Source organism: Promicromonospora sp. AC04 (assembly GCF_003058225.1).
In the GTDB taxonomy this organism is placed as follows: Bacteria; Actinomycetota; Actinomycetes; order Actinomycetales; family Cellulomonadaceae; genus Promicromonospora.
Map to the genome: position 1 here is coordinate 167,136 of NZ_QBUG01000003.1, position 21,688 is coordinate 188,823.

The 21,688-nt window shown below is 70.0% G+C and carries 16 protein-coding genes; 9 read left to right on the forward strand and 7 right to left on the reverse strand.

All coding sequences use genetic code 11. From position 1 onward, the window contains the following. Window positions 1-118: 118 nt before the first annotated feature. Together C8K30_RS09890 and hrpA are read left to right on the forward strand one after the other, a co-directional pair. Entirely contained in the window at window positions 119-820 is a 702-nt protein-coding gene (locus C8K30_RS09890; protein WP_108492736.1) for a hypothetical protein, read from the forward strand. A gap of 71 nt (window positions 821-891) precedes the next feature. Beyond that, a complete protein-coding gene (gene hrpA / locus C8K30_RS09895) occupies window positions 892-5,595 on the forward strand; it encodes an ATP-dependent RNA helicase HrpA (protein ID WP_108492737.1) in 4,704 nt (1,567 codons plus the stop codon). Between the two features lie 3 nt (window positions 5,596-5,598). On the opposite strand, the gene C8K30_RS09900 is transcribed toward hrpA, so the two are convergent. Together C8K30_RS09900 and C8K30_RS30265 are read right to left on the reverse strand one after the other, a co-directional pair. Further along, window positions 5,599-5,826 carry a hypothetical protein gene (locus tag C8K30_RS09900; protein WP_108492738.1) on the reverse strand — a complete coding sequence of 76 codons (228 nt, stop codon included), beginning with the start codon at window positions 5,824-5,826 and terminating at the stop codon, window positions 5,599-5,601. A 47-nt stretch (window positions 5,827-5,873) separates the two neighbouring features. Continuing rightward, a complete protein-coding gene (locus C8K30_RS30265) occupies window positions 5,874-6,074 on the reverse strand; it encodes a hypothetical protein (RefSeq protein WP_132234659.1) in 201 nt (66 codons plus the stop codon). 200 nt (window positions 6,075-6,274) lie between these two features. On the opposite strand from C8K30_RS30265, the gene C8K30_RS09905 reads away from it, so the two are divergent. From C8K30_RS09905 to C8K30_RS09915, 3 genes are all read left to right on the forward strand, one after another. Further along, window positions 6,275-6,472 (forward strand): PspC domain-containing protein, encoded by a 198-nt coding sequence (locus C8K30_RS09905; protein ID WP_108492739.1) that lies wholly within the window; start codon window positions 6,275-6,277, stop codon window positions 6,470-6,472. Between the two features lie 123 nt (window positions 6,473-6,595). Further along, window positions 6,596-6,784 (forward strand): PspC domain-containing protein, encoded by a 189-nt coding sequence (locus C8K30_RS09910; protein WP_108492740.1) that lies wholly within the window; start codon window positions 6,596-6,598, stop codon window positions 6,782-6,784. 143 nt (window positions 6,785-6,927) lie between these two features. Further along, window positions 6,928-8,361 carry an alpha-amylase family protein gene (locus C8K30_RS09915; protein ID WP_108492741.1) on the forward strand — a complete coding sequence of 478 codons (1,434 nt, stop codon included), beginning with the start codon at window positions 6,928-6,930 and terminating at the stop codon, window positions 8,359-8,361. Between the two features lie 208 nt (window positions 8,362-8,569). Here C8K30_RS09915 and C8K30_RS09920 read toward each other — a convergent pair whose 3' ends face one another. Beyond that, window positions 8,570-11,092, reverse strand: a complete 2,523-nt coding sequence (locus tag C8K30_RS09920; protein ID WP_233257092.1) for an esterase-like activity of phytase family protein — start codon at window positions 11,090-11,092, stop codon at window positions 8,570-8,572. Window positions 11,093-11,244: 152 nt separating this feature from the next. On the opposite strand from C8K30_RS09920, the gene C8K30_RS09925 reads away from it, so the two are divergent. Together C8K30_RS09925 and C8K30_RS09930 are read left to right on the forward strand one after the other, a co-directional pair. Further along, window positions 11,245-12,546, forward strand: coding sequence for an MFS transporter (locus tag C8K30_RS09925; protein WP_108492743.1), 1,302 nt, complete (start codon window positions 11,245-11,247; stop codon window positions 12,544-12,546). A gap of 99 nt (window positions 12,547-12,645) precedes the next feature. Then, window positions 12,646-13,050: a hypothetical protein gene (locus C8K30_RS09930; RefSeq protein ID WP_108492744.1), complete on the forward strand. Its 405-nt coding sequence runs from the start codon at window positions 12,646-12,648 to the stop codon at window positions 13,048-13,050. A 6-nt stretch (window positions 13,051-13,056) separates the two neighbouring features. On the opposite strand, the gene C8K30_RS09935 is transcribed toward C8K30_RS09930, so the two are convergent. Next, a complete protein-coding gene (locus C8K30_RS09935; protein ID WP_108492745.1) occupies window positions 13,057-13,869 on the reverse strand; it encodes a hypothetical protein in 813 nt (270 codons plus the stop codon). A gap of 96 nt (window positions 13,870-13,965) precedes the next feature. On the opposite strand from C8K30_RS09935, the gene C8K30_RS09945 reads away from it, so the two are divergent. Further along, window positions 13,966-17,343: a DEAD/DEAH box helicase gene (locus C8K30_RS09945; RefSeq protein ID WP_233257093.1), complete on the forward strand. Its 3,378-nt coding sequence runs from the start codon at window positions 13,966-13,968 to the stop codon at window positions 17,341-17,343. 114 nt (window positions 17,344-17,457) lie between these two features. On the opposite strand, the gene C8K30_RS09950 is transcribed toward C8K30_RS09945, so the two are convergent. Next, complete coding sequence (locus tag C8K30_RS09950; RefSeq protein WP_108492746.1) at window positions 17,458-17,811, reverse strand: MmcQ/YjbR family DNA-binding protein; 354 nt, start codon at window positions 17,809-17,811, stop codon at window positions 17,458-17,460. A 63-nt stretch (window positions 17,812-17,874) separates the two neighbouring features. On the opposite strand from C8K30_RS09950, the gene C8K30_RS09955 reads away from it, so the two are divergent. Further along, window positions 17,875-18,699 carry a hypothetical protein gene (locus C8K30_RS09955; RefSeq protein ID WP_158280973.1) on the forward strand — a complete coding sequence of 275 codons (825 nt, stop codon included), beginning with the start codon at window positions 17,875-17,877 and terminating at the stop codon, window positions 18,697-18,699. A 30-nt stretch (window positions 18,700-18,729) separates the two neighbouring features. Here C8K30_RS09955 and C8K30_RS09960 read toward each other — a convergent pair whose 3' ends face one another. Next, window positions 18,730-19,140 (reverse strand): hypothetical protein, encoded by a 411-nt coding sequence (locus tag C8K30_RS09960; protein WP_108492748.1) that lies wholly within the window; start codon window positions 19,138-19,140, stop codon window positions 18,730-18,732. 80 nt (window positions 19,141-19,220) lie between these two features. Next, window positions 19,221-21,527 carry a hypothetical protein gene (locus C8K30_RS09965; RefSeq protein ID WP_146197406.1) on the reverse strand — a complete coding sequence of 769 codons (2,307 nt, stop codon included), beginning with the start codon at window positions 21,525-21,527 and terminating at the stop codon, window positions 19,221-19,223. Window positions 21,528-21,688: the final 161 nt, after the last annotated feature.

Here is a 21,688-nt window from a genome sequence, read left to right on the forward strand (position 1 = left end):
GCGGGTCTGACTCCCTACCCGGCTGACGGCCCGGGCGGGCCGGTGAATCCATGACAGGTGCGCCAGGGCCCAATACGCTGCGACACCCCGGTCTCGTCTGAGAGGACTCACCGAACCCGTGTCCAGCACGAACGAATCAACGACCGTTGCCAAGGTCCTTGCCGGAGTCGCCGTCGTCCTGATCGCGATCGCACTGATCCCGACCGGCGGTGGTTCGGTCGAGCCCGGCTCCCGACCAAAGGTCGTCTGGCCCGCCGGAGAGCCGACCGGCCCACTGGAGGACGACCCCTGGGTCCAGGCCGTCCGCACGTCGTACCTCGAGCTCGACATCGCCGTCGCGACCAGAGACTTCGGCGCACCAGCCCTACGTGACACGGCCTGGAACATCCAGAGCGATACCAAGGACAGTCTTGAAGAGGCCGCTCTCGACAAGAAGTGGGTCTTCTCATCCGGCCCGCGCCCACTGATCCCGATCTATGTGAACGAGGCGCCGGACGGCAGGAGTGCCACCGTGATCGTCTGCCATGCCGCCGGCTGGTACGTCACCGCTGAGAACCCGGAACCACCCACAGATCCGATCGGAGTCCTGGACGAGATGTGGCTGACTCTCGAGGACGGCAACCGCACGGTCGATCAAGGGAGAGAAGTTGACGCGGACGTCGTGCTGAACCGCATGGGCGCTGAGGTCGCCGAGGCGGCCGAACCGCTCCTCGACCCTCGCGAGGAGAGCGACTGCCTGCTCGACGACGCACCCCGCGGATACTTCGACCCCGCCCCCGACGTAACCCTTGAGTACTCCCCCGACGACATCCTGTTCTGACCACGGAGCAAATGACCTTGCCGTTCCTGGGAGAATGAGGGGTTGTGAGTACCGAGCCTTCTTCCACCCCAGTGTCCGACGGCGATCGCGGCCGCCCGGGCGGAGGCCGGAACCGCCGTCGTGGGTCGGGGCGGCGTAAGGGCGAGCAGTCCGCCCAGCAGGGCCGGCGGCCGCGGCGCAGTGGGCCGCAGCGCGTGTCGACGGCGCAGCTGGAGGCAGCCGCCGCCAAGCGCACCGCCGTCGAGATGCCGCCCATCACCTACCCGGCGCAGCTGCCCGTCTCGGCCCGCCGCGCGGACATCGCCGCGGCGATCCGCGACAACCAGGTGGTGATCGTGGCCGGCGAGACCGGCTCCGGCAAGACGACGCAGATCCCGAAGATCGCGCTCGAGCTGGGCCGCGGCCGGCAGGGCCAGATCGGGCACACGCAGCCCCGGCGGCTGGCCGCGCGCACGGTCGCGGAGCGCATCGCCGAGGAGCTCGGCACACAGCTCGGCGGCGTGGTGGGCTACCAGGTCCGGTTCACCGACCAGTCCAGCGACGAGACGCTGGTCAAGGTCATGACCGACGGCATCCTGCTCGCCCAGATCCAGCGCGACCCCCAGCTGCTCGCCTACGACACGATAATCATCGACGAGGCGCACGAGCGGTCCCTCAACATCGACTTCCTGCTGGGCTACCTGTCGCGGCTCCTCCCCCAGCGGCCCGACCTGAAGCTGGTCATCACGTCGGCCACCATCGACTCCGAGCGGTTCGCCGCGCACTTCTCTCCGGCGGCCCTCGCCGAGCGGGGCGGCGCGCCCGCTTACGTCACCGACGTGCTCGCGGACCTCGCCCCGATCGTCGAGGTCTCCGGCCGGACGTACCCGGTCGAGATCCGCTACCGCCCGCTCTCCCCGGACGACGGCGAGGCGGGTGCGGAGGGCGACCAGGCGCCGTCGGGCAGCGGCGGCGGGCCCAAGAGGAAGGGCAAGGCGCGCGGCAGCGAGGAGAGGGACCTCGTCACGGGCATCATCGACGCCTGCGACGAGCTGCTGCGCGAGGGGAACGGCGACATCCTCGTGTTCCTCTCGGGCGAGCGCGAGATCCACGACGCCGCCGACGGCCTCGCCGGACACTTCAAGGAACGTGCCCGCGACCCGAAGCACCCGCAGCACATCGAGATCCTGCCGCTGTACGCCCGGCTGTCGAGCGCGGAGCAGCACCGGGTCTTCCAGCAGCACGCCTCGCGGCGCATCGTGCTCGCGACGAACGTCGCCGAGACGTCGCTGACCGTCCCGGGCATCCACTACGTCGTCGACCCCGGCACCGCGCGCATCAGCCGCTACTCCAAGCAGACCAAGGTGCAGCGGCTACCGATCGAGCCGGTGTCGCAGGCCTCCGCCAACCAGCGCAGCGGCCGGTCCGGCCGTGTCGCCGACGGCATAGCGATCCGCCTCTACTCCCAGGAGGACTTCGACGGGCGGTCCGAGTTCACCGAGCCCGAGATCCTGCGCACGTCCCTGGCGTCGGTGCTGCTGCAGATGATCTCGGTCGGCGTGGTCAGCACGCCCGACGACGTCGCCCGCTTCCCCTTCGTCGAGCCGCCGGACACGCGCGCGATCCGCGACGGCGTCCAGCTGCTGACGGAGCTCGGCGCGCTGGAGGAGGTCTCGACTGGCCCGACCAACGAGACCGTCACGCAGCTCACCGAGGTGGGCCGCACGCTCGCCCAGCTCCCGATGGACCCGCGCCTTGCGCGCATGGTCATCGAGGGCTCGCGGCACGGCGTCGCCCGCGAGGTCGCGATCGTCGCTGCCGCGCTCTCGATCCAGGACCCGCGCGAGCGCCCTGCCGAGCAGCGTGCGCAGGCGGACCAGCTGCACGCCCGGTTCGCCGACCCGCGCTCCGACTTCCTCACCTATCTCAACCTCTGGGAGTACGTGCGCGAGCAGCAGCACCTGCTGTCGAGCTCGGCGTTCCGCCGCCAGTGCAAGGCCGAGTACCTGAACTTCCTGCGCATCCGCGAGTGGCAGGACGTCGTGGCCCAGCTCCGCGAGATGTCGAAGCCCCTGGGCATCGAGATGTCCTTCCAGCCGCGTCATCGCCCCGCCGCCAAACCCCAGGTCTCGCTGAACGACGGCGACCGAACCGCGGAGGCGGAGGGCGGCGACCAAGAGCCGCCGTCGTACCGCCAGACCTGGGACGACGACACCATTCACAGGTCGCTGCTCGCCGGCCTCCTGTCGCAGATCGGGATGCAGGACACGGGCGAGGTCAAGGCGTCCGCCGTCGCGCACCTGCGGGGCGAGGCCCGCGAACGGGCCTTGAAGCGGGCGAAGAAGCAGGCCCGCAACGAGTACATCGGGGCGCGTGGGGCGCGGTTCGCGATCTTCCCCGGGTCGCCGCTGTCGAAGAAGCCGCCCGTGTGGATCATGGCGGGCGAGCTGGTCGAGACCAGCCGCCTGTGGGCGCGCGACGTCAGCCGGATCCAGCCCGAGTGGGCCGAGGACCTCGCCGGGCCGCTCGCGAAGCGCACCTACTCCGAGCCGCACTGGTCGTCCAAGCAGGGTGCCGCGATGTGCAGCGAGAAGGTGCTGCTGTACGGGGTGCCGATCGTGTCCGACCGCCGCGTGCTCTACGCGAAGGTCGACCCCGAGGCGGCGCGCGAGATGTTCGTGCGGCACGCGCTCGTGGAGGGCGAGTGGACCACGCACCACAAGTTCTTCCACGACAACCGCGCGCTCCTGGAGGAGGCCGGCGAGCTCGAGGCCCGCTCCCGGCAGCGCGGACTGGTCGCGGACGAGGACGACCTGTTCGCCTTCTACGACGAGCGCGTACCCGACTCGGTCGTGTCCGCCGCGCACTTCGACCGCTGGTGGTCGCGTGCGCGCAAGGAGACGCCGGACCTGCTCACCTTCACCATGGAGCAGCTCGTCGGCGACGCCTCCGTGGACACCGCGCAGTTCCCGGAGACCTGGCCGCAGGGCGAGCTCTCCCTGCCGCTCACCTACCAGTTCCAGCCCGGGTCCGACGCCGACGGCGTCACCGTGCACGTCCCCGTCGCCGTGCTCGCGCGCGTGGTGCCCGACGGGTTCGACTGGATGGTGCCCGGGCTCCTCGAAGAGCTCACGATCGCGACCATCAAGTCGCTGCCCAAGGCGGTGCGGCGCGAGCTCGTGCCGGCCCCCGACGTCGCGCGCGAGATCGTCGCCTGGCTGCGCGCCGAGTGCCCGGCCTGGGAGGACATCGTCCGGGCCGGCGACATGGCGGAGCCGTTCGTGTCCGCGTTCACGCGGGCCGTCCGGGTGCTGCGCGACGTGGTGGTGCCGGCCGAGGTGTGGGACGACGAGCGGGTCTCGCGGCTTCCCGGGCACCTGCGGATGACGTTCCGGGTCATGGAGGAGCGCGGGCGTTCTGGGTCTTCGGTTGTGCTGGACGAGTCGAAGGATCTGCTGCTGTTGCAGCGGAAGTTGGCTAGTCGGGCTGAGGCTGCTGTGCGGTCTGCTGTGCGGGGGGCTGTTGGGGCTGCGCTTGCTGAGGCTTCGGCTTCGGCTTCGGGTTCGGCTTCGGCTTCGGCTTCGGCTGGGGGCGTGGCTGGGGCGGGTGCGGAAGGCGAAGACCCTCGCGCGGACGCGTTCACGGGCCCCGGGGGGCCCTCCACTTCGGGAAGGAATACGTCCGCGCGAGGGTCTTCGCCTTCCGCACCCTCCGTAGTGCCGTCACCTTCTGGGGTGGGTCGCAGCTCCAGTGGTGGGGTGGTTGGCGGGAGGGCTGGTGTCGAGGGACCTGCTGGTGTCGGGGGTGCTGGTTCTGCTGGTGCTGTTGTCGGGGAGCAGGCTGGGCTGACTACTTGGCCTTCCGGGTTGCCCGACGGCGGAGGGCTGCCGTTGTCTGTGTCCACTGATGTGGGGGCCGGGGTTGTGGTGCGGGGGTTCCCTGCGCTCGTCGAGGAGGTTGCTCCGAAGGTGAAGGGGCGGGCTCGGGCCGTCGGGGTTGCTCTGCGGATCCTGGCTGACGAGCAGGCTCAGGCCTCGGCGCACGCTGCTGGGGTGCGGCGGCTGCTGGTGTCCGAGGCTGCGCTTGGTACCGGACGGATCACGTCTCGGTGGACCGGGACTCAGGCGCTGACGATGGCCGCCTCCCCCTATGCGAGCACCGAGGCGCTGGTGGCGGACCTGCAGCTCGCGGCAGTGAGCTCGCTGACGTCGTCGGCCGACGAAGCGCGCTACGACACGCCGTCGGGTGGGCCGGATGCGGCGGCGGTGCGGTCCGCGGCGGCGTATGCCGACGCGCTGGCGTTCGTGCGGAAGCACCTGGAGGACGAGGTGTACCGCATCGTCGGGCACGTGGTGGCCGCGCTGTCGGCGAGCCGGACGCTCGAGGCGGAGGTCCGCGCGTCGGGCAGCCTTGCGCTGCTGAACACGCTGCAGGACATCCGCGAGCACCGCGCGGCCCTGATCCACGACGGGTTCGTGTCGGCGACGCCGCCGCGGCGGCTGCCGCACCTGGCGCGCTACCTGCGCGCGGACTCGCACCGTCTGACGAAGGCCACGGAGAACCCTGCGCGGGACTCGGACCTCGCCTGGCGGATCGGCGACGTGACCTCGGCCTACGAAAAGGCGCAGGCCACGTACGCGGCCGGCTCCCCCGACGCCGCGCGCGCGGCCGAGCTGGCGGAGGTGCGCTGGATGCTCGAGGAGCTGCGCGTCTCGCTGTTCGCGCAGCAGCTCGGCACGGACGGCCCGGTCAGCGAGAAGCGGATCCGGAAGGTGCTGGCGCCGGGCGGCTGGTGAGACTCACCAGGTGAAGTCGGGCGGGCCGACCGCCAGCCATCCCGCGATCGCGAGCAGAATCGGCGACGTGCACAGCAGCAACCCGACCATCCTTGCGTTCCGGCGGATGGTCGCAGCCTGCTCGGAGTCCGTGGCCTCCAGCAGCTCCGCCTGCGCCGTGTGCTTGCGCCAGAGGTACAGGCCGAAGATCACTTCAAACACCGCGGCCAGCACCAGCAAGGTCCAGATCATGTCGCTCCCTATGTCTGTGGTCGTTCGAAGAACTGTCGGCAGCGTGCTCAGCGCCGGTATGCCGCCCGGCCGTAACCGCTCATCAGCGGGCTCTCGCCCTTCTTGACGAGCACCACCTGCACCGCCGTGTCCGCCGGGGCGGCCGGCACCAGCACCGAGGACGCGACAAGCGCGCCACCCGCGAGCGCCCCGCCGACGCGGATCACCCTGCCCCGGAGCCGCGCGGAAAGGGATGGAACTGCAACCACAGCGGCCTCCGGTCGTCGTACGAGCGGACCAAGATTAGGAGGCACCGAATACGCCGGCGGACCATTCTGGCAAAGTTCACCCGGGTTCTCTCCCGGCTATTCGGCAGTCACCTGTCCTGGACGTCCCGGAGGCAGGATCAGGGCCCGACCGGGGGTTTACCGGATGGCTGCCGGTCCGCGACGGAAATACTGTCTAGTGCATGAGCACACAGACACTCTCCCGTCCGCGCCAGGGCCGCATGATCGCCGGTGTCTGCGCCGGCATCGCCCGCCGATTCGGCTGGAACCCGACGATCGTCCGGGTGGTCGCCGTCGCCTCGATCTTCATCCCAGGTCCGCAGGTTCTGGCCTATCTCATCGGCTGGGTCGCCATCCCGAACGAGCGCCAGGAAGCCTGACCGACCCACGGGCCGGCGCCGCACGGCCCGCACCTCACCCTGGCGATTCCCAGGACCGGATCAGGGCCGGTCCGGGGGATCACCGGATACTCACCGGCTCCCGGCGACCGTAGCGTCGATGACATGAGCACACAGACACTCTCCCGCCCGCGCCAGGGCCGCATGATCGCCGGTGTCTGCGCCGGCATCGCCCGCCGATTCGGCTGGGACCCGATTCTGGTCCGGGTCCTCGCCGTCGCCTCGATCTTCATTCCCGGACCGCAGGTCCTCGCCTACATCGCGTTCTGGATCCTCATGCCCAGCGAGGACTGAACCCCGACACGCCAGAGGCCCGGGTTTTCACCCGGGCCTCTGGCGTGTCGTCGTACGTTTCTGCAAGGCTTGCAGCAAGATCCGGAAATGGCTGTGCAATGCCGCACGCGCCTCAGCCCGGGACTACGCCGCAAGGAGCCGCCATGACGCGCCATCCGAACGTGCCCAGACGCCTGCTCGCCACCCTCACGACGTTCGCCACCGCACTCACCCTGGGTCTGGTCGCGACCGCCGCCACGCCCGCCGCCGAACCGGCCAGGGCCGCGACCCCGGTGCACGGCGACGGGGACGTCATCCTGAACATGTTCCAGTGGACCTGGGACTCCGTGGCCGCGGAGTGCACCAACGTCGTCGGCCCCGCGGGGTTCGGCTATGTGCAGGTCTCCCCGCCGATGGAGCACGTCCGCGGTACGCAGTGGTGGACGTCGTACCAGCCCGTGAGCTATCAGATCGAGTCCAAGCTGGGCACCCGGGCGGAGTTCGCGAACATGGTCGCCACCTGCGACGCCGCCGGCGTGGGCGTGATCGCGGACGCCGTCGTCAACCACATGGCAGCGGGCTCCGGCACGGGCGTCGCGGGCAGCACCTATGGCCAGGACTCGTTCCCCGGCACGTACAGCGCGGCGGACTTCAACGACTGCCGCACCAACATCTCGGACTACACCAACCGGTACGAGGTGCAGAACTGCCGCCTGGTCTCGCTCCAGGACCTCCGTACCGGCTCCGGCTACGTGCGCGGCCGCATCGCCGACTACCTGGACGACCTGGTCTCGCTCGGCGTCGACGGGTTCCGGATCGACGCCTCGAAGCACATCCCGGCGTCGGACCTCGAGGCGATCAAGGCGCAGATGAGCAACCCGAACGTGTTCTGGGTGCACGAGGTGATCGGCTCCGGGGGCGAGCCCATCCAGCCGTCCGAGTACTTGGGCAGCGGCGACTCGCACGAGTTCAACTACGCGCGGCAGCTCAAGTCCGACTTCGACGGCCAGATCAAGAACCTGCGGTTCATCGGCGACGGCAAGCTGCCCTACAACCGGGCGGGCGTGTTCGTGGACAACCACGACACCGAGCGCAACGGCGAGACGATGAACTACAAGTGGGGCGCCAAGTACGTGCTGGCCAACACGTTCCTGCTGTCGTGGCCGTACGGGTCGCCCACCGTGTACTCGGGCTACGAGTTCTCCAACAACGACGCCGGCGCGCCCGGCGCCACCGAGACGACAGTCCCCGACGCCACTTGCGGCGCCGGGCAGTGGACCTGCACGCAGCGCTGGACGGAGATCCGCGGCATGGTCGGCTTCCACAACGCGGTGTCCGGCACGGAGGTCACGAACTGGTGGGACGACGGCGGCAACCTCATCACCTACGGCCGAGGCAACCGGGGGTACGTGGTGCTGAACAACACGGCGTCGACGGTGCAGCGCTCGTTCCAGACGTCGCTCCCCGCGGGCACGTACTGCGACGTCGTCGCGTCCTCGAACTGCTCGGTGACACGAACCGTCGACGGCAACGGCTGGTTCACGGCGTCGATCCCGGCCTACGGAGCACTGGCGATCCACGTGGGCGCCCTCGGCTGAGCCGGAGGTGCAGCGCAGGGTGCGGGCCGAGGAACGAGGCACGCGCCCGGAGCGGAACCGCAGGCTCAGGCGATACCCATAGAGTCTGACCCGACGGCGCCAGGGGGCGACTGCACAACCGCGGGGTGGGTTGCGCTGAGTAGACCTTGTCTACTCAGCGCAACCTATCCCGCAGACCTGTGGTTACCGCGAGACGCTGAGCCCTCGCTCAGCGGAACAGCGTGCGCGCCTTGCCCAGGTCGAGGAAGACCGTCTCGCCGGTCGCGTCCTGCACGCCGTCGTTGTCGGTCACCGCGTACACGCGGCCGTCGCCGCCGATCGTGAGGCCCTCGAGCTTCTCCTGCGTCCAGCCGTTGGTCGCGCGCAGCGCGGGCAGGACGTCGATCGCGAGCCGCTTGCGCAGCACCGGGGCCGTCCCCGGGCGCGGGTCACGCTCGGGCAGGTCCACCGTGTAGACGGCCTTGAGCGCCGCCGCCGGGCCGTTGAGCTTGTCCCGCTCGATCACGGCAAGCGTGTCCCGGTCCACGACCGTCACCTCGGACAGGCCCACCCAGTCGCCGTCGGCGGTCGGCTCGGACAGCGGGTAGCCGAACCACGTCCACTCGCCGGTCGCGACGTCGTACCGCCCGATGCGGGCGTAGCCGCCCACACCGTCGTCGCTGGTCAGGCCGCGCTGGAGCGCGACAAAGAGGTGCTCGCCCGCGCCGTCCACGGTCCCGGCCACGCCCTCGACGCCCCACTTCCCGAGGCCCGCGGCGACGTCGTCGGGCAGGCTGACGCGCTCCTGCACGCTGCCCGACGGCGACACACGCACCAGCGCGTTCTCCGGGCCGGTCGAGCCCTCGACGCCGAGCCAGAACCCGCCCGCCTTGCCCCGGACCGACGGCCGCGCCCAGATGCCCTCGGCGTCCAGGCCGACGGGCTCCCCGTCCTGGGTGACGACGATCTCGCGGTCGATCACCGCGGGGCCGCCCTTCGTGCCGCGCTGGCCGGCGGTCGAGACGGAGAGGATCGACGTCGGCGACTTCGCGGCGTCGGTCACCGTCCACAGGCGGTCCCGCTTGCCCGGGTCGGCCGAGAGCGCGCCGAGCGCCGTCCAGCCGATCGGCTTCTCGGCTCCCTCGGACGTCTCGGCGTCGGCGGAGACGATCGACGGGAAGGCCGCGACTGACGAGTGTGCTTGCGAGCCCCGCGGAGCCGCGGCAGACAGCTCGGCCTCCCGGGCGTACCGGTGCCCCTTGCCGAACACGGACACCGAAGCGCGGACGCCGTCCCCTGCCGAGTCCTCCTCGGAGGAGACGACGAGCAGGTTGCGCGACGGGACCGTCAGGAGCCCCTCCGGGCCGTTCGTCGTGGCCAGGACCTGCACGAACCGCGGCCGCGACGCGCGGGACACGTCGTACACGGCCACGAAGTTGGACCGCTCGGAGCCGACGAACGCGTAGCGGACGCCGTCGAGCGTCGCGACCGTGAGGCCCTCGATCTCCACGCCCTTCTTTCCGGCGCGGTCCTCGTTGTGCAGGCCGACGCGCACGGCGAGCTCCTCGAGCTCGGCACCGGCGTCCCAGACGACGTCACCCGTCGTCGCGTCGAAGACCGACCAGCCGCGCGTGCCGCCCTTCCAGTCGCCCTCGTTCGCGGTGGCGACGTGCTCGTCGTCGACCCAGCTGATCGCATCGGGCTCGCGCGGGGCCGCCTCGACGGAACCGGTCTGGTCGATCGTGCCGTCGTCGTCGGCGTCCACGCCGTCCAGCGCGACCTCACCCGCGGTGAACACGTTCTCGAGCTCGCCGGACACGACGTCGAGCACGGCGATGCCGTTGTTCTCCTGGAGCGTCACCGCGACCTTGGTGTCGGACGGGTTGATCGCCACGTACTCGGGCTCCGGGTCCTGCGGGGTGTCCAGGCCGGCGGCCGCGAGCGCCACCTGGTCGAGCGTGACCGGGCGGGCCCGCCAGGCCTCGGGGTTGGCGCCCGGGAGGTCGACGAACTGCAGGAACCCGGCGGGCGCCTGGGGCAGGTCGCCCTCCTCGCCCTCGCCGGTATCGGGCAGCGCGTCTTCGTCGCGCTGGTTCTCCATCGCGATCACGGCGTGGGCGCCGTCGTGCGTGACGGCGATCGAGTCGGGCTGGCCCCCCAGGTCGATCGAGCGCACGCGGGTGCGGGTGGCGAGGTCGACGACGTCGAGGCGGCCCGACGGCGCGGCGAACGACGTCGAGCTGTCGACCACGACGAGCACGTAGCCGCCGACGACGGCGACCGACGTCGGCTCGTCGTGCTCCGAGCCGAGCTCTGCGAGCGACAGGGTGCCGAGGCCCTCGGGCGCTGCGGGGTCGCTGATGTCGACGAACCCGATGCGGCGCGCTGCGGCGTCGGTGTGGACGAGGGTGTTGCCGTCCCCGCTGACGGCGGAGATCTCGGCGACCGTCGCCTCGGCGGGGTCGGTGCCCGCGGGAGCGTTCTGGAAGACGGGGTAGGTGGCGAGGCGGTGGAAGGTCTCGCGTGCGCTGGTCGAGGCGAAGGCGCTGGTCGCCGAGCCGAGAATGCTGGTCGAGCCGGAGCCGTTGGTCGAACCCGAACTGCTGGTCGAGCCCGTCGAGATCCCGAACGTGCTCGTCGGGACCCTCGCAGGCTCAACCCGCGGTGCGGCGAATGCCGGGAATGCGCTCAGCCCCAGTGCGAGGGCGGCGCCGGAAGCGATGAATGCCGCGTGGCGGCGGTTGGGGGACACGCTGCGCACGCTTGCCTGACCTGGTGGCGGCCAGGCTGCCCGGAGATGGCGGCGGCGTGGCGCCTGGGTGAACTCGGCCGTTGCCGGCCCGTCGTCGCCACCGCCCGTCGTCGTCCCGCCCCGGGGTGGGGCGGGACAACTACTGTGAACAAGTGACCGTCCTTGCCGAGCTACGCGCTCTGCTGCGCCTCCCGGGGTTCCGCAAGCTGTTCGCGGTTCGCCTGGTCTCCCAGGCCGGCGACGGCATGTTCCAGGTGGGCCTCGCCAACCTGTTGTTCTTCAGCCCGGAGTCGCAGGGGTCAGCCGTGGCGATCGCCGGCGCGTTCGCGGTGATGCTGGCACCGTTCACGCTGGTGGGGCCGTTCGCGGGCGTGTTCCTCGACCGGTGGCAGCGGCGCCAGGTCCTGGTCTTCGGCAACGCCGTGCGCGTGCTGATCACCGGCACGATGGCGGTGCTCATGCTCACCCAGGGCGTCACTCCCGCGATCTACGTGCTCGGGCTCGCGGCGCTGAGCGTCAACCGGTTCCTGCTCGCTGGTCTCTCGGCGGGTCTGCCGCGCGTGGTCCAGGGCGACCTGCTGCTCACGGCCAACGCCCTCACGCCGACGCTCGGCGCGGGCGCGGCGTTCCTCGGGGGCGGCCTGAGCTTCCTGCTCAGCTTCGCGATGCCGGCCGGCCGGGTCCACGACGCGACGGCGCTGGCCTGCGCGTGCGTAGTCATGGGCTGCGCGTCGCTGCTCGGGCTGCGGATGTCGCGCACGCTGCTCGGCCCGCTGCAGCCCGCCGTCGGCCGGATCCGCAACGAGATGGTGGTGGTGGTCCGCGGCCTGGTCGACGGCGCCCGCTACCTCGCCGCCCGCCGCACCCCCGGTCAGGCGTTGCTGGTGATGACTCTGCACCGCTTCCTGTACGGGGTGGTGTTCATCGCGTCCATCCTGATGTCGCGCAACCTCCTGGCGGAGCCAGGCGACTCCACCGCCGGCCTCGCGACCTTCGCCACGGTGATCGGCGCGACCGGCGTCGGCGGCCTGCTCGCGATCCTGCTCACCGCGGTGCTCGCGCGGCGCATGGCCCCGCAGTCCTGGATCGCCGTGATGCTGCTGGTGGCGGGGGTGTCGCAGCTGATCCTGGTTCCCGAGCCGGGCCTCGCCTCCGTGGTCACCGCCGCCGCGCTGCTCGGCCTCGCGGCGCAGGGCGCGAAGATCGCCGTCGACACGATCGTGCAGCGCGACTCCGAGGACGCCTACCGCGGCCGTGCGTTCGCCTTCTACGACGTCCTGTACAACGCCGCTTTTGTGGGCGCGGCGGCCCTCGCCGCCTTCCTCGTGCCCGACGCCGGGTGGTCGCCCGGGCTCTTCGTCGCCCTCTCCCTCGGGTACGTCGCCGTCGCTATCGTTTTCGGCCTACTGGGCACTCGCACAGCAACGCTGGCTAGGCAAATGCAGGACGGGTGAAGTTATGGATGAGGTCCGGTCTCTAGACCCGATCGTGTCCCTTTTGCAGGCGAAACGGTGCAAGGATTGAGACAACTTAACTACAGGGACTGGAGGATCATGTCCGACGCACCCCCCGTCACCCCTACGCCCACCTGGGGTGAGGTGTTCCCCTGGTTCCGCGAGGTCATGGCCGAAGACGACGCTTGGTACGTCGGTCAGGTCGACAGCAAGACCGATGTCGGCGTGGCACGCCTCGCTGACGCCGCCGTAACCAGGCTCAAGCCCCTGCCCGTCGGCCGACTCTTCCCCGCAGTGCGGCGGGTAGAGCGCCTCGACGAGCTTACTTGGCCCAAGCACCGACTGCTCAACGCCCTGCACCGCGGCGGCTGTTTCACCGGGGACGACCTGTCCTACATGGTGATCGCCGAGATGCTCTCCTGGGAGTCGGTCGGCCCGATCATCGTCAAGCAGATCCTCGAGGTCGTAGCACTGGAAGAGATCCGGGCCAGCACCGCGAAGTAAGGCCGGTCACACCTCGGCGGCCACCGCATCGGGCGGGGTGGCCGCCGTCGCCAGTCGTCGGCCCGCGACGACCGCGAACACCACGGCGCTCAGCACCAGCAGCCCCTCCAGGACCTGCACCGCTGCGTACGCGCCGCCGAGCGGGCCGATCGAACCGGCCGCCGCAAGGATTCCGAACGCCCCGACGACAGCGGCCAGCACCGCGCCGATCCGCCGCGCCACAGGTGACGCCCACCCGCACAGCGCGGCCGCTGCCACGCCGAGCAGGCCCAGCAGCGTGCTCAGGAGCAGGGACCCGACGATTCCGGGCAGGAGGTCCCCGTAGGACAACATCGAGACAAGCGGTAGTAGCACGCTCGTCCACAGGATGTGGACAACCGCCCCGACCAGGGCCACGATCAGGCCGGTGCGGCGCGCCGACCGCGGATCGCGCAGGAGCAGGGCCAGCAGCACACCCGCTGCCACGACTACCAGCACCAGGATCTCGGCGAGGGTGCCGAGGATCAGGTCGGGCCGGGCGCCGAGCACGAGCTGCACCACTGCCGTGCCGACCTGGAACAGCAGGTGCACGCCGACCACAACGGCCGACGCGACGAGGAGCCGCCCGGCCCGGAGCGCGGCCGACCCCACCGCCAGCACGACGGTTCCTACCATCGCCGCGTTCTCCACCACGAAGACCGCGTTGTTCATGGTGAAGCCGAGGTCCAGCTCGTTGCCAGGGATCAGCAGGCGCATCGGCACCGACATCCACGCCGCGAGGGCGAGAGCGAGGATGCTGAGCGCGGCAGGCCGGCGGCCGGCGTCGGGCAGGGTTTTCATGCGGACACTCTCCCAGAGACCACCGACACTCCCCGATCAGCGGCGCGCTGTGGATAACTCTGCGGACCCGCCTCGAGGGCGTGGAACCATGGACGGGTGCCCACGCCGATCCCCGCCCCGCGCATCCACCCCGCGGCCATCAAGCTCCTTGTTGGCAGTGGCGCGTTCCAGCGCGGCGAGGACTACCAGCAGCAGGGCCGGGTCATCTCGTGGGAGTGGCTGCCGGACGACCTGCTGCTCATCTCGTGGGTGCGCGGCAGCGGTCGCAGCACCTATTCGTGCTCCATCGAGTTCAGGGCCGACAAGGCCGGGCCGCCCGTTGTCGTCGGCTCGGACTGCACGTGCCCGGTCGGGTCCGCCTGCAAGCACGTGGCGGCGACGCTCATCGAGGCCGGGTCGGACGGGCTCGCCTCGATGGTCCGGCCCGCGTCGTCGCTGAAGCGAGCACCGCAGGTCCCGGAGTGGAAGGCGGCAGTGCAGCAGCTCGTGCCGACGACCCCGGCCGCGGCCCCGTCGGCCGCGGACACCGAGCCCGAGCTGGCCCTGCAGTTCCGGGTCGACGGCACGGCCTCGGCACACACCCTGTCCCTGTCGATGCGGCCGGTCCAGCGCAACGACCGCGGAGCGTGGGTCGGCGGCACAGCGTCCTGGAACTACATCCGCAACGGGTTCCTCCGCGGCATCGACCCCGCGGTCCGGGAATGGTTCACCACGCTCGACGCCCTGCGTGCCACGAGCCCGCGCGGCTACGGGTACCTCAGCACGGGCGACTGGATCAGCCTGGACGACGTGCTCGCCCGCCCGTTCTGGCACCACCTCGCCGACGCCGCGGGCCTCGGCATCGAGCTCGTCGGCAAGTCCAAGCGGGAGTCACTGCGCCTCACCCGGGAAGCGTCCATCGCCCTGGACCTCTCCCTGCCCGACGGCGGCGCGCGCCTCGAGCGGACCGTCGCCTTCGACGGCGCGGTCACCACCGCGGCGTCCGTCGGGCCGCTCGGCTACCACGGCCTGTTCGCGATCGAGGAGTCGCCCTCGGGCCGCACCATCGTCCTCGGCCCGACGGCGGCACTGCTCACCGATCAGGAGCGCGCGGCCGCGCAGCTGGCCGACGTCGCCATCCCGGCCGACGCGGTCGACGAGTTCCTCGCGGACTACCTCCCGCTGCTCCGCCGCGAGGTGCGGGTCCACGCCGAGGCCGGCGTCGAGCTGCCCGAGCTGCCCAGGCCGGAGCTCGTCGCATCCGTCGAGGCGGTCTCGGCGTCGGAGATCAACGTGACGTGGCGGTGGGCCTACCCGCCGTCGGACAAGGAATACCCGCTGACGACGGCCATGGAGCCGGGCGCGGACCTGCGCGATCTCGCGGCGGAGGCCGCGACCCTGGGCCGGGCGGTCACCGCGGTGCGCGAGGTGCCGGGCTTCGGCCACTTCCGGGTTGCGCCCGAGGTGTTCCGCGGGCTGCAGGCGATGGACTTCGCGACCATGGCGCTGCCCGTGCTCAGGAAGCTGCCGGACGTCCGCGTCGAGAGCGATCGCCTGCCGGAGTACCAAGGGCTCGAGGCCACGCCGGTGGTCAGCATGCGCGCCACCGACAGCGGCGACATGGACTGGTTCGAGCTGGGTGTCACCGTGACGGTCAACGGGCGCGAGATCCCGTTCGGGTCGTTGTTCGACGCCCTCGCCCGGAACCAGAAGCGGTTCATGCTCACCGACGGCACCTGGCTGCGCACCGACCTGCCCGTGTTCGCGCAGCTCCGGGGCCTGATCGAGGAGGCGCAGCGGCTGTCGGACCAGCCGGGCAAGCTGCGGATCAGCCGGTTCAACGCCGGCCTGTGGGCAGAGCTGGAGGACGTGGCCGACATCGTCGAGCAGTCCGACCGGTGGCGGCGCTCCGTGAGCGACCTGGTCGCGCTGACCGCGGACGGCGTCGACGGGCCGGAGCCGGTGCCGCCGCCGCTCGGACTGAAGGCCGAGCTGCGGCCGTACCAGCAGCGCGGGTTCGAATGGCTGACCTTCCTGTGGCGGCACGGGCTGGGCGGAATCCTCGCCGACGACATGGGGCTGGGCAAGACCGTCCAGACCCTCGCCTTCATCGCCCAGGCCCGGCAGGAGTTGCGCGACGGCGAAGCCGGTGCTCGGGGTCCTCGCGAAGTGCCGCGGGACACTTCGTCGGGTGAGGACGAAGTACCGCGGCGAAGCGAGGACACTTCGCGAGGTGGGGGCGGCGGCCGGCCGCCGTTCCTGGTGATCGCGCCCGCCTCGGTGGTGAGCAACTGGGCCGCGGAGGCTGCGCGGTTCACCCAGGACCTGAAGGTGGTGACACTGCCGACCACCGCGCGTAAGGCGAGAACGACGGTCGCGCGGGTGACGGCCGGGGCGGACGTCGTCGTGACGTCGTACGCGATCTTCCGGCTGGACTTCGACGCGTTCGCCGGCGGCGAGTGGAGCGGCCTGATCCTGGACGAGGCGCAGTTCGCGAAGAACCACCAGACGCGCGCCAACGAGTCCGCCCGCCGGCTGAGGGCGCCGTTCAAGCTGGCGATCACGGGCACGCCCATGGAGAACAACCTCATGGAGCTGTGGGCGATGCTCGCGATCGTCGCGCCGGGGCTGTACGGGTCGGGGGCCAAGTTCCGGGAGGACTACGTCAAGCCGGTCTCGGGCGAGGGCGACTCGACGCAGCTGCTGGCGCGGCTCCGCCGTCGGATCCGGCCGTTGCTGCTGCGTCGGACCAAGGACCAGGTGGCGCCGGAGCTGCCCGAGCGGCAGGAGCAGGTGCTCCGCGTAACCCTGGACGCCAGGCACCGCCGGATCTACGACACGCACCTGCAGCGGGAGCGGTCCCGCCTGCTGGGGCTGCTGGACAGCTTCGACGAGAACCGGGTGGCGGTATTCCGCGCGCTGACCACCCTGCGGCGGATGGCGCTGGACGCCTCCCTAGTGGATCCGGAGTACGAGGGCGTGCCGTCGGCCAAGCTGGGCCTGCTCGCCGAGCAGCTGGCGGAGGTGGCGGCCGAGGGGCACCGCGCGCTGGTGTTCTCGCAGTTCACGTCGTTCCTGGCCAAGGCGGCCGAGGTGTGCGCGGAGCTGGGGATTCCTTATGAGTACCTCGATGGGTCCACCCGGCGGCGGGCCGAGGTGATCGGCCGGTTCAAGGACGGGGCAGCGCCGGTGTTCCTGATCAGCCTCAAGGCGGGCGGGTTCGGGCTCAACCTCACCGAGGCCGACTACGTCTACCTGCTCGACCCCTGGTGGAACCCGGCCACCGAGGCGCAGGCCATCGACCGGACCCACCGCATCGGGCAGACACGGAACGTGATGGTGTTCCGCATGGTCTCGGAGAACACCATCGAGGAGAAGGTGATGGCGCTCAAGGAGCGCAAGGCCCGGCTCTTTGATGCGGTGCTGAGCGATGATGCCGGGGCGTTCGCGGGGGCACTGGGGGCCGACGATATTCGGGGACTGCTGGAGGGGTGACCCTCCCGGTGGTCGGGCCTTCGCTGCTCGGACCACCGCGGGTCGAGTCTCCGTGGGTCGAGCCTGTCGAGAGCCCCGCGGTGTTCGGACTCATGCGCTGGGCCCCCTCGCGGTCTACCGCTCGTCGAGCTCAACCAGCAGCCGCTTCGGCGCGACCTGCCGGTACGCCTCCTCGATGATGGCGGCGATCTCGTCCCAGTCGACGTCGACGTCGAGCCGTACGCCCAGCCATCCGCGTACCCCGACGTATGGCGGACGGTAGAAACGGTCCGGCTCCTTCTCGACCGCCTCCTCCTGCGCGCCGGCCTCGGCCGCGCACCAGATCGCGAGCGGGCCGCCGTGCGCGTGGTCGGAGAAGCTCACGAAGGTCTTCTTCACGAACCACGTGGGTGCGCCGTGGCTCAGCTTCTCGGTCACCTCAGGCAGCGCGAGGCAGATCTCGCGGACACGATCGAGAGGCTCGGTCACTGGTGGCACCTCCGCTGGTCGATGTTGCTCGGTCCATCATCCCCTGACCGGTACGTTTGCCCCGTGGCCGACCTGATCAGCGCTATCGCCAGCCTCTTGTGGCCCCTGCTCGTGATCGTCGTGCTGCTGGTCTTCGGGCGGCAGCTCCTGTCGAAGCTGAGAAACTCCGACGATGTGACGCTCGAGATCGGCGGACAGCGGCTCAACTTCAAGCAGGCGACGGACCAGCAGTCCGACATGATCACCGACCTGCAGCGCGAGGTGGCCTCGCTGAAGCACCGGCTGGACGAGGTCGTGCCCGGTGCGAGCTACCGCGAGCATGCTGCCGTGCTGCCGCCCTACGAGTACGCCGAACGGCGTGGCGACAACGACTGGCCCCGGCCGATCGAGACCCCCGGTGGAGCCGGGCTGGAAGAACGTGAGCCCAACGACGAACGCCGCGAGCCCGAGCAGTCGACTGGACCTGGTTACCCACACACAGTGCCCGGTGGACTGCCGACGACGAGCCGACCGACGCCGCGTTCGATCCTCTGGGTTGACGACCACCCCGAGAACAACGCAGTCCTGGCCGACTCATGGCGACGTGACGGCGCAGACGTCAAGATCGCGCGCTCGACCAGCGAGGCGATGCGCCTTCTCGAGGGGCGCCGGTATGGCCTGATCATCTCGGACATGGGCCGCCGTGAGTCCGACGTCGAGGTACCCGACGCCGGCCTGCGCCTCCTCGCGAACGTCCGCGCCACGGACCCAGGCACTCCGTTCGTGCTTTACGGGAACGTCGCCCAGTTCGCCGAAGCCGCGCGCTCCGCGGGCGCGACGATGGTCACCGGGTCGACCTTCGAACTGATGGAGTTCGCGAGCGAGCTGGGGATGTTCGCCGAGGTGTGAGGGCCGGCCGTTGTCGGCATCGTGCGCCAGTCAGCTACTGGTGGGGCGTCCCCGTGTAGATGCCAGCGCCCACGCGACGAGAACAGGCTGACCCAAGAGTCGCAATGCACGCTTGCGGTCGGTGTCCAGTCCGAACGCATCCCGGTGCTCCACGAGCTGGGCAACGTTCCCGGGAAAGATCGCGACGAAGAACGCTGCAGCGAGCGCACCCACCCGACGTCGGGCAGGCTGCTTCCAGGTGGCGACGAGTGCGGCGCCCAGGCTGATCTCGACGATGCCTGATCCCACGACGACGACGTCGGGATCGACGGGCACCCAGGTCGGGACCTGCGCCTGGAACTCCTTTCGCGACCGTGTGAGGTGACCGATGCCTGCGGTCAGGAGGAAGGCGCCGAGCGCCACTTGGCCAATGCCGCGGATGATGCTTCCTGTGGTCGCCATGGAATCTATCTTGCCCGCGGAGGTGGGGGTTGAGCCTGTCGCCACTGGTATCAACAGGCTCAACCCACGCCGAGCACCGCTCAGCGCACGAAGTACAACTCCCGCAGTCGCACCGGGGACGACGACGAGCTCACGAACCGCACCTTCGCGATCGCGACGCTTGGTAGCGAGAACTGCGCGGTCCTGACGGTGCTGGTCGACGACCTCGCGTTGACGCTGCCCATGTACCTGTCGCCGATGTACACCTTCATAGAGCCAGAGGATGGCCCCGCGTTGTACCGAAAGCGGACCGTCCGTACAGCGACTCGATCCTCGGTCACTGTCGACAGTCCGGACTGCACAAGGGTCGTCAGGTTTCCACCGTGCGTAAGATTCCAGTGCAGGAATGGCGCGTTGCTACAGCGCCATGAAGACCAGGCGCCGACGTTGCCGACCGCGTCCTTGGCCCGGACCCGCGCACAGCCCTGCTCACTCGGATCGAGCCCCATATCGAGCGAGGTGCCCTTGTTTTCACCCCACGCCCAGAGTGGCGCATCGGTCGATAGCATCCCCGCGTCCTGCGCAAACCGCGTCTGGAGCTGGTACGCAGCGACGCCGCGGTCGTCCTGAGCCGCGTACCGGAAGGTCGGACTCCATGCGTAGTCATAGGTTGACGGCAACCACCGGTCCAACGCAGCGCTCGTAATCTTCGGTCCCGTGCCGTCCACATAGGTGCAGCGCGAGCCGGTCCACGCCGAGAGGTTCCCCGCGGCGTCGCGCGCTCGGACCGAGAAGCACACCCGGTACGACTTACCAGTGCCGACCGTGAACGACTTCGCCGTGATGCCCTGGCCTGTCGAGGGATACACCCACGGCCCGATCGATCCGCCATTCGGATCCTTGTGATAGCGGATGTCGTAGCTCGCGACCGCGCCGTTGTCGGTCGCGGAGTACTTGAAGGTCACGGGCGTTGCGGTGGCGGTGGCCTTCACTGCCGAGGGCGCGGCGGCCACCGATGCCGTGGGCTTGGTGCCGTCGATCGCCACACACTTTTCGGTAGCTGACCAACCGCTCTCGTTTCCGGCCATGTCCGTCGCCCGCACCGACCAGCACCGGCGTGACCCTGGCGGGGCGCTCGTGACGACCGCCGACTCAGCCCCAACTTGGACGTAGTCGCCGTACGTGCTGGATCCGAAGAGCTTCTGCCGGTACCGGAGTTCCTGAGTGGCAATCCCAATCGCGCGGAAAGGTATCGTGCCGGAGTCGACGGCCGCGCCCTGCACGCGGTAGTTCCGACTGACGGACACCCCCGAGCCCGCCGCCGTCCACGTCCCGTCGACGGTCACGTTGAGCGACACGGGCGAAGTTTCGTCGTGAATCTCGGTCGCTCGATCGATGGTCCATTCGTGGAGGTCAGCGCTCCGCACGTCTCCGGCCGCATCGACGAACGCCACAGCAGTGGCGTCGTCATCCAGGTCGAACGACGTCACTTGGCCCAGGCTGCCTGCCGCTCCCCCGAATGCCGAGAGCACGGTTAACTCCTCGGCGCTACGCAGCGTGCCGAGAACGAAGCCCTCACCACCGAGGAAGTCGGCTTTCAAGGTTGTGCCCAGTCCGGTCCTGACGTAGATCCGGTCGCCGTCCACGACGGTTGGCGGACTGCTGTTGCAGGAAGCGAACGCAAATCGACTTCGAGTGTCGCCAAGGATGTTGGTCGTTGTCCCGGAACTGCCGCAAGTCGCCACTCGGGCAACGACGGTGCCGGTGGAGATGTCGGTGAACTGCACGCCTCCGTCCGTCATCGTGACGAGATCGGCACCGGAAATTGCCATGCCGTCGTTCCCTTCGGCCGGGCCAAGCTGGATGGCCGGCATGACCTGGTCCGACGTCACTGTCTGAACCGTGGGACCGTTCACTGGGTCCAGGAATCCGACGTACTGAGCACCGTGTCCCAGGATCGTGTCGCTCGGGACAGGGCGGCTCCCGCCGCCGCCGCGCGTCCAAACCAGCAAGTCCGTCTCGCCCTGATCAATCTGCACGACGTCGGCCTCGGCCGCGACGAGCTCACCCGTGAGCTCGGTTCCGCCCCAGGTCCTGGACCATTCACCGCCGGTTTGGTTGCGCCAATAGATCGCGTTGTCGGATACCTGGACGAACACCACGCCGTCGGTGAATGCGACGTCGGTCGCTGCACCCGGAAGTTCAGCGGCCGCGGCAAGGAGGCTGCTTGAGATTTGCTCCGCGGCCTGTGTACTCACAGTGGGGCCGACTGCCATGGCGGCGGCACCGGACGCAACAAGGGTCGAGCCCACGAGCGTCGTCACAGTCAATGACGCGGCCCGCGCCGCTGCCCTGCTCCCTCGGACCACACTTGGGTTCGGGCGCGCGAATGCCTCGCGAAGCTTCATGGGTGTCCTCCGATAACGCCGCGCAACGCAGCGCAGGCGAGCTCAGGGGATGCTAACGGGCGAAAGGATCAGAACTGGCGCCGGCGGCGGGTGATCTTTCGGACGAGAGTCTCATCTCAGGCCATTAGCCGAGGGCCACCTTGGGCGCCACGCCGCATCCC

What these genes read in the sequence shown, in the direction of transcription:
- C8K30_RS09930 (WP_108492744.1), top strand. Translation starts at nt 12,646, where the DNA reads ATGTCCGACGCACCCCCCGTCACCCCTACGCCCACCTGGGGTGAGGTG.
- C8K30_RS09915 (WP_108492741.1), top strand. Translation starts at nt 6,928, where the DNA reads ATGACGCGCCATCCGAACGTGCCCAGACGCCTGCTCGCCACCCTCACG.
- C8K30_RS09960 (WP_108492748.1), bottom strand. Translation starts at nt 19,140, where the DNA reads ATGGCGACCACAGGAAGCATCATCCGCGGCATTGGCCAAGTGGCGCTC.
- C8K30_RS09935 (WP_108492745.1), bottom strand. Translation starts at nt 13,869, where the DNA reads ATGAAAACCCTGCCCGACGCCGGCCGCCGGCCTGCCGCGCTCAGCATC.
- C8K30_RS09900 (WP_108492738.1), bottom strand. Translation starts at nt 5,826, where the DNA reads ATGATCTGGACCTTGCTGGTGCTGGCCGCGGTGTTTGAAGTGATCTTC.
- C8K30_RS09965 (WP_146197406.1), bottom strand. Translation starts at nt 21,527, where the DNA reads ATGAAGCTTCGCGAGGCATTCGCGCGCCCGAACCCAAGTGTGGTCCGA.
- C8K30_RS09910 (WP_108492740.1), top strand. Translation starts at nt 6,596, where the DNA reads ATGAGCACACAGACACTCTCCCGCCCGCGCCAGGGCCGCATGATCGCC.
- C8K30_RS09905 (WP_108492739.1), top strand. Translation starts at nt 6,275, where the DNA reads ATGAGCACACAGACACTCTCCCGTCCGCGCCAGGGCCGCATGATCGCC.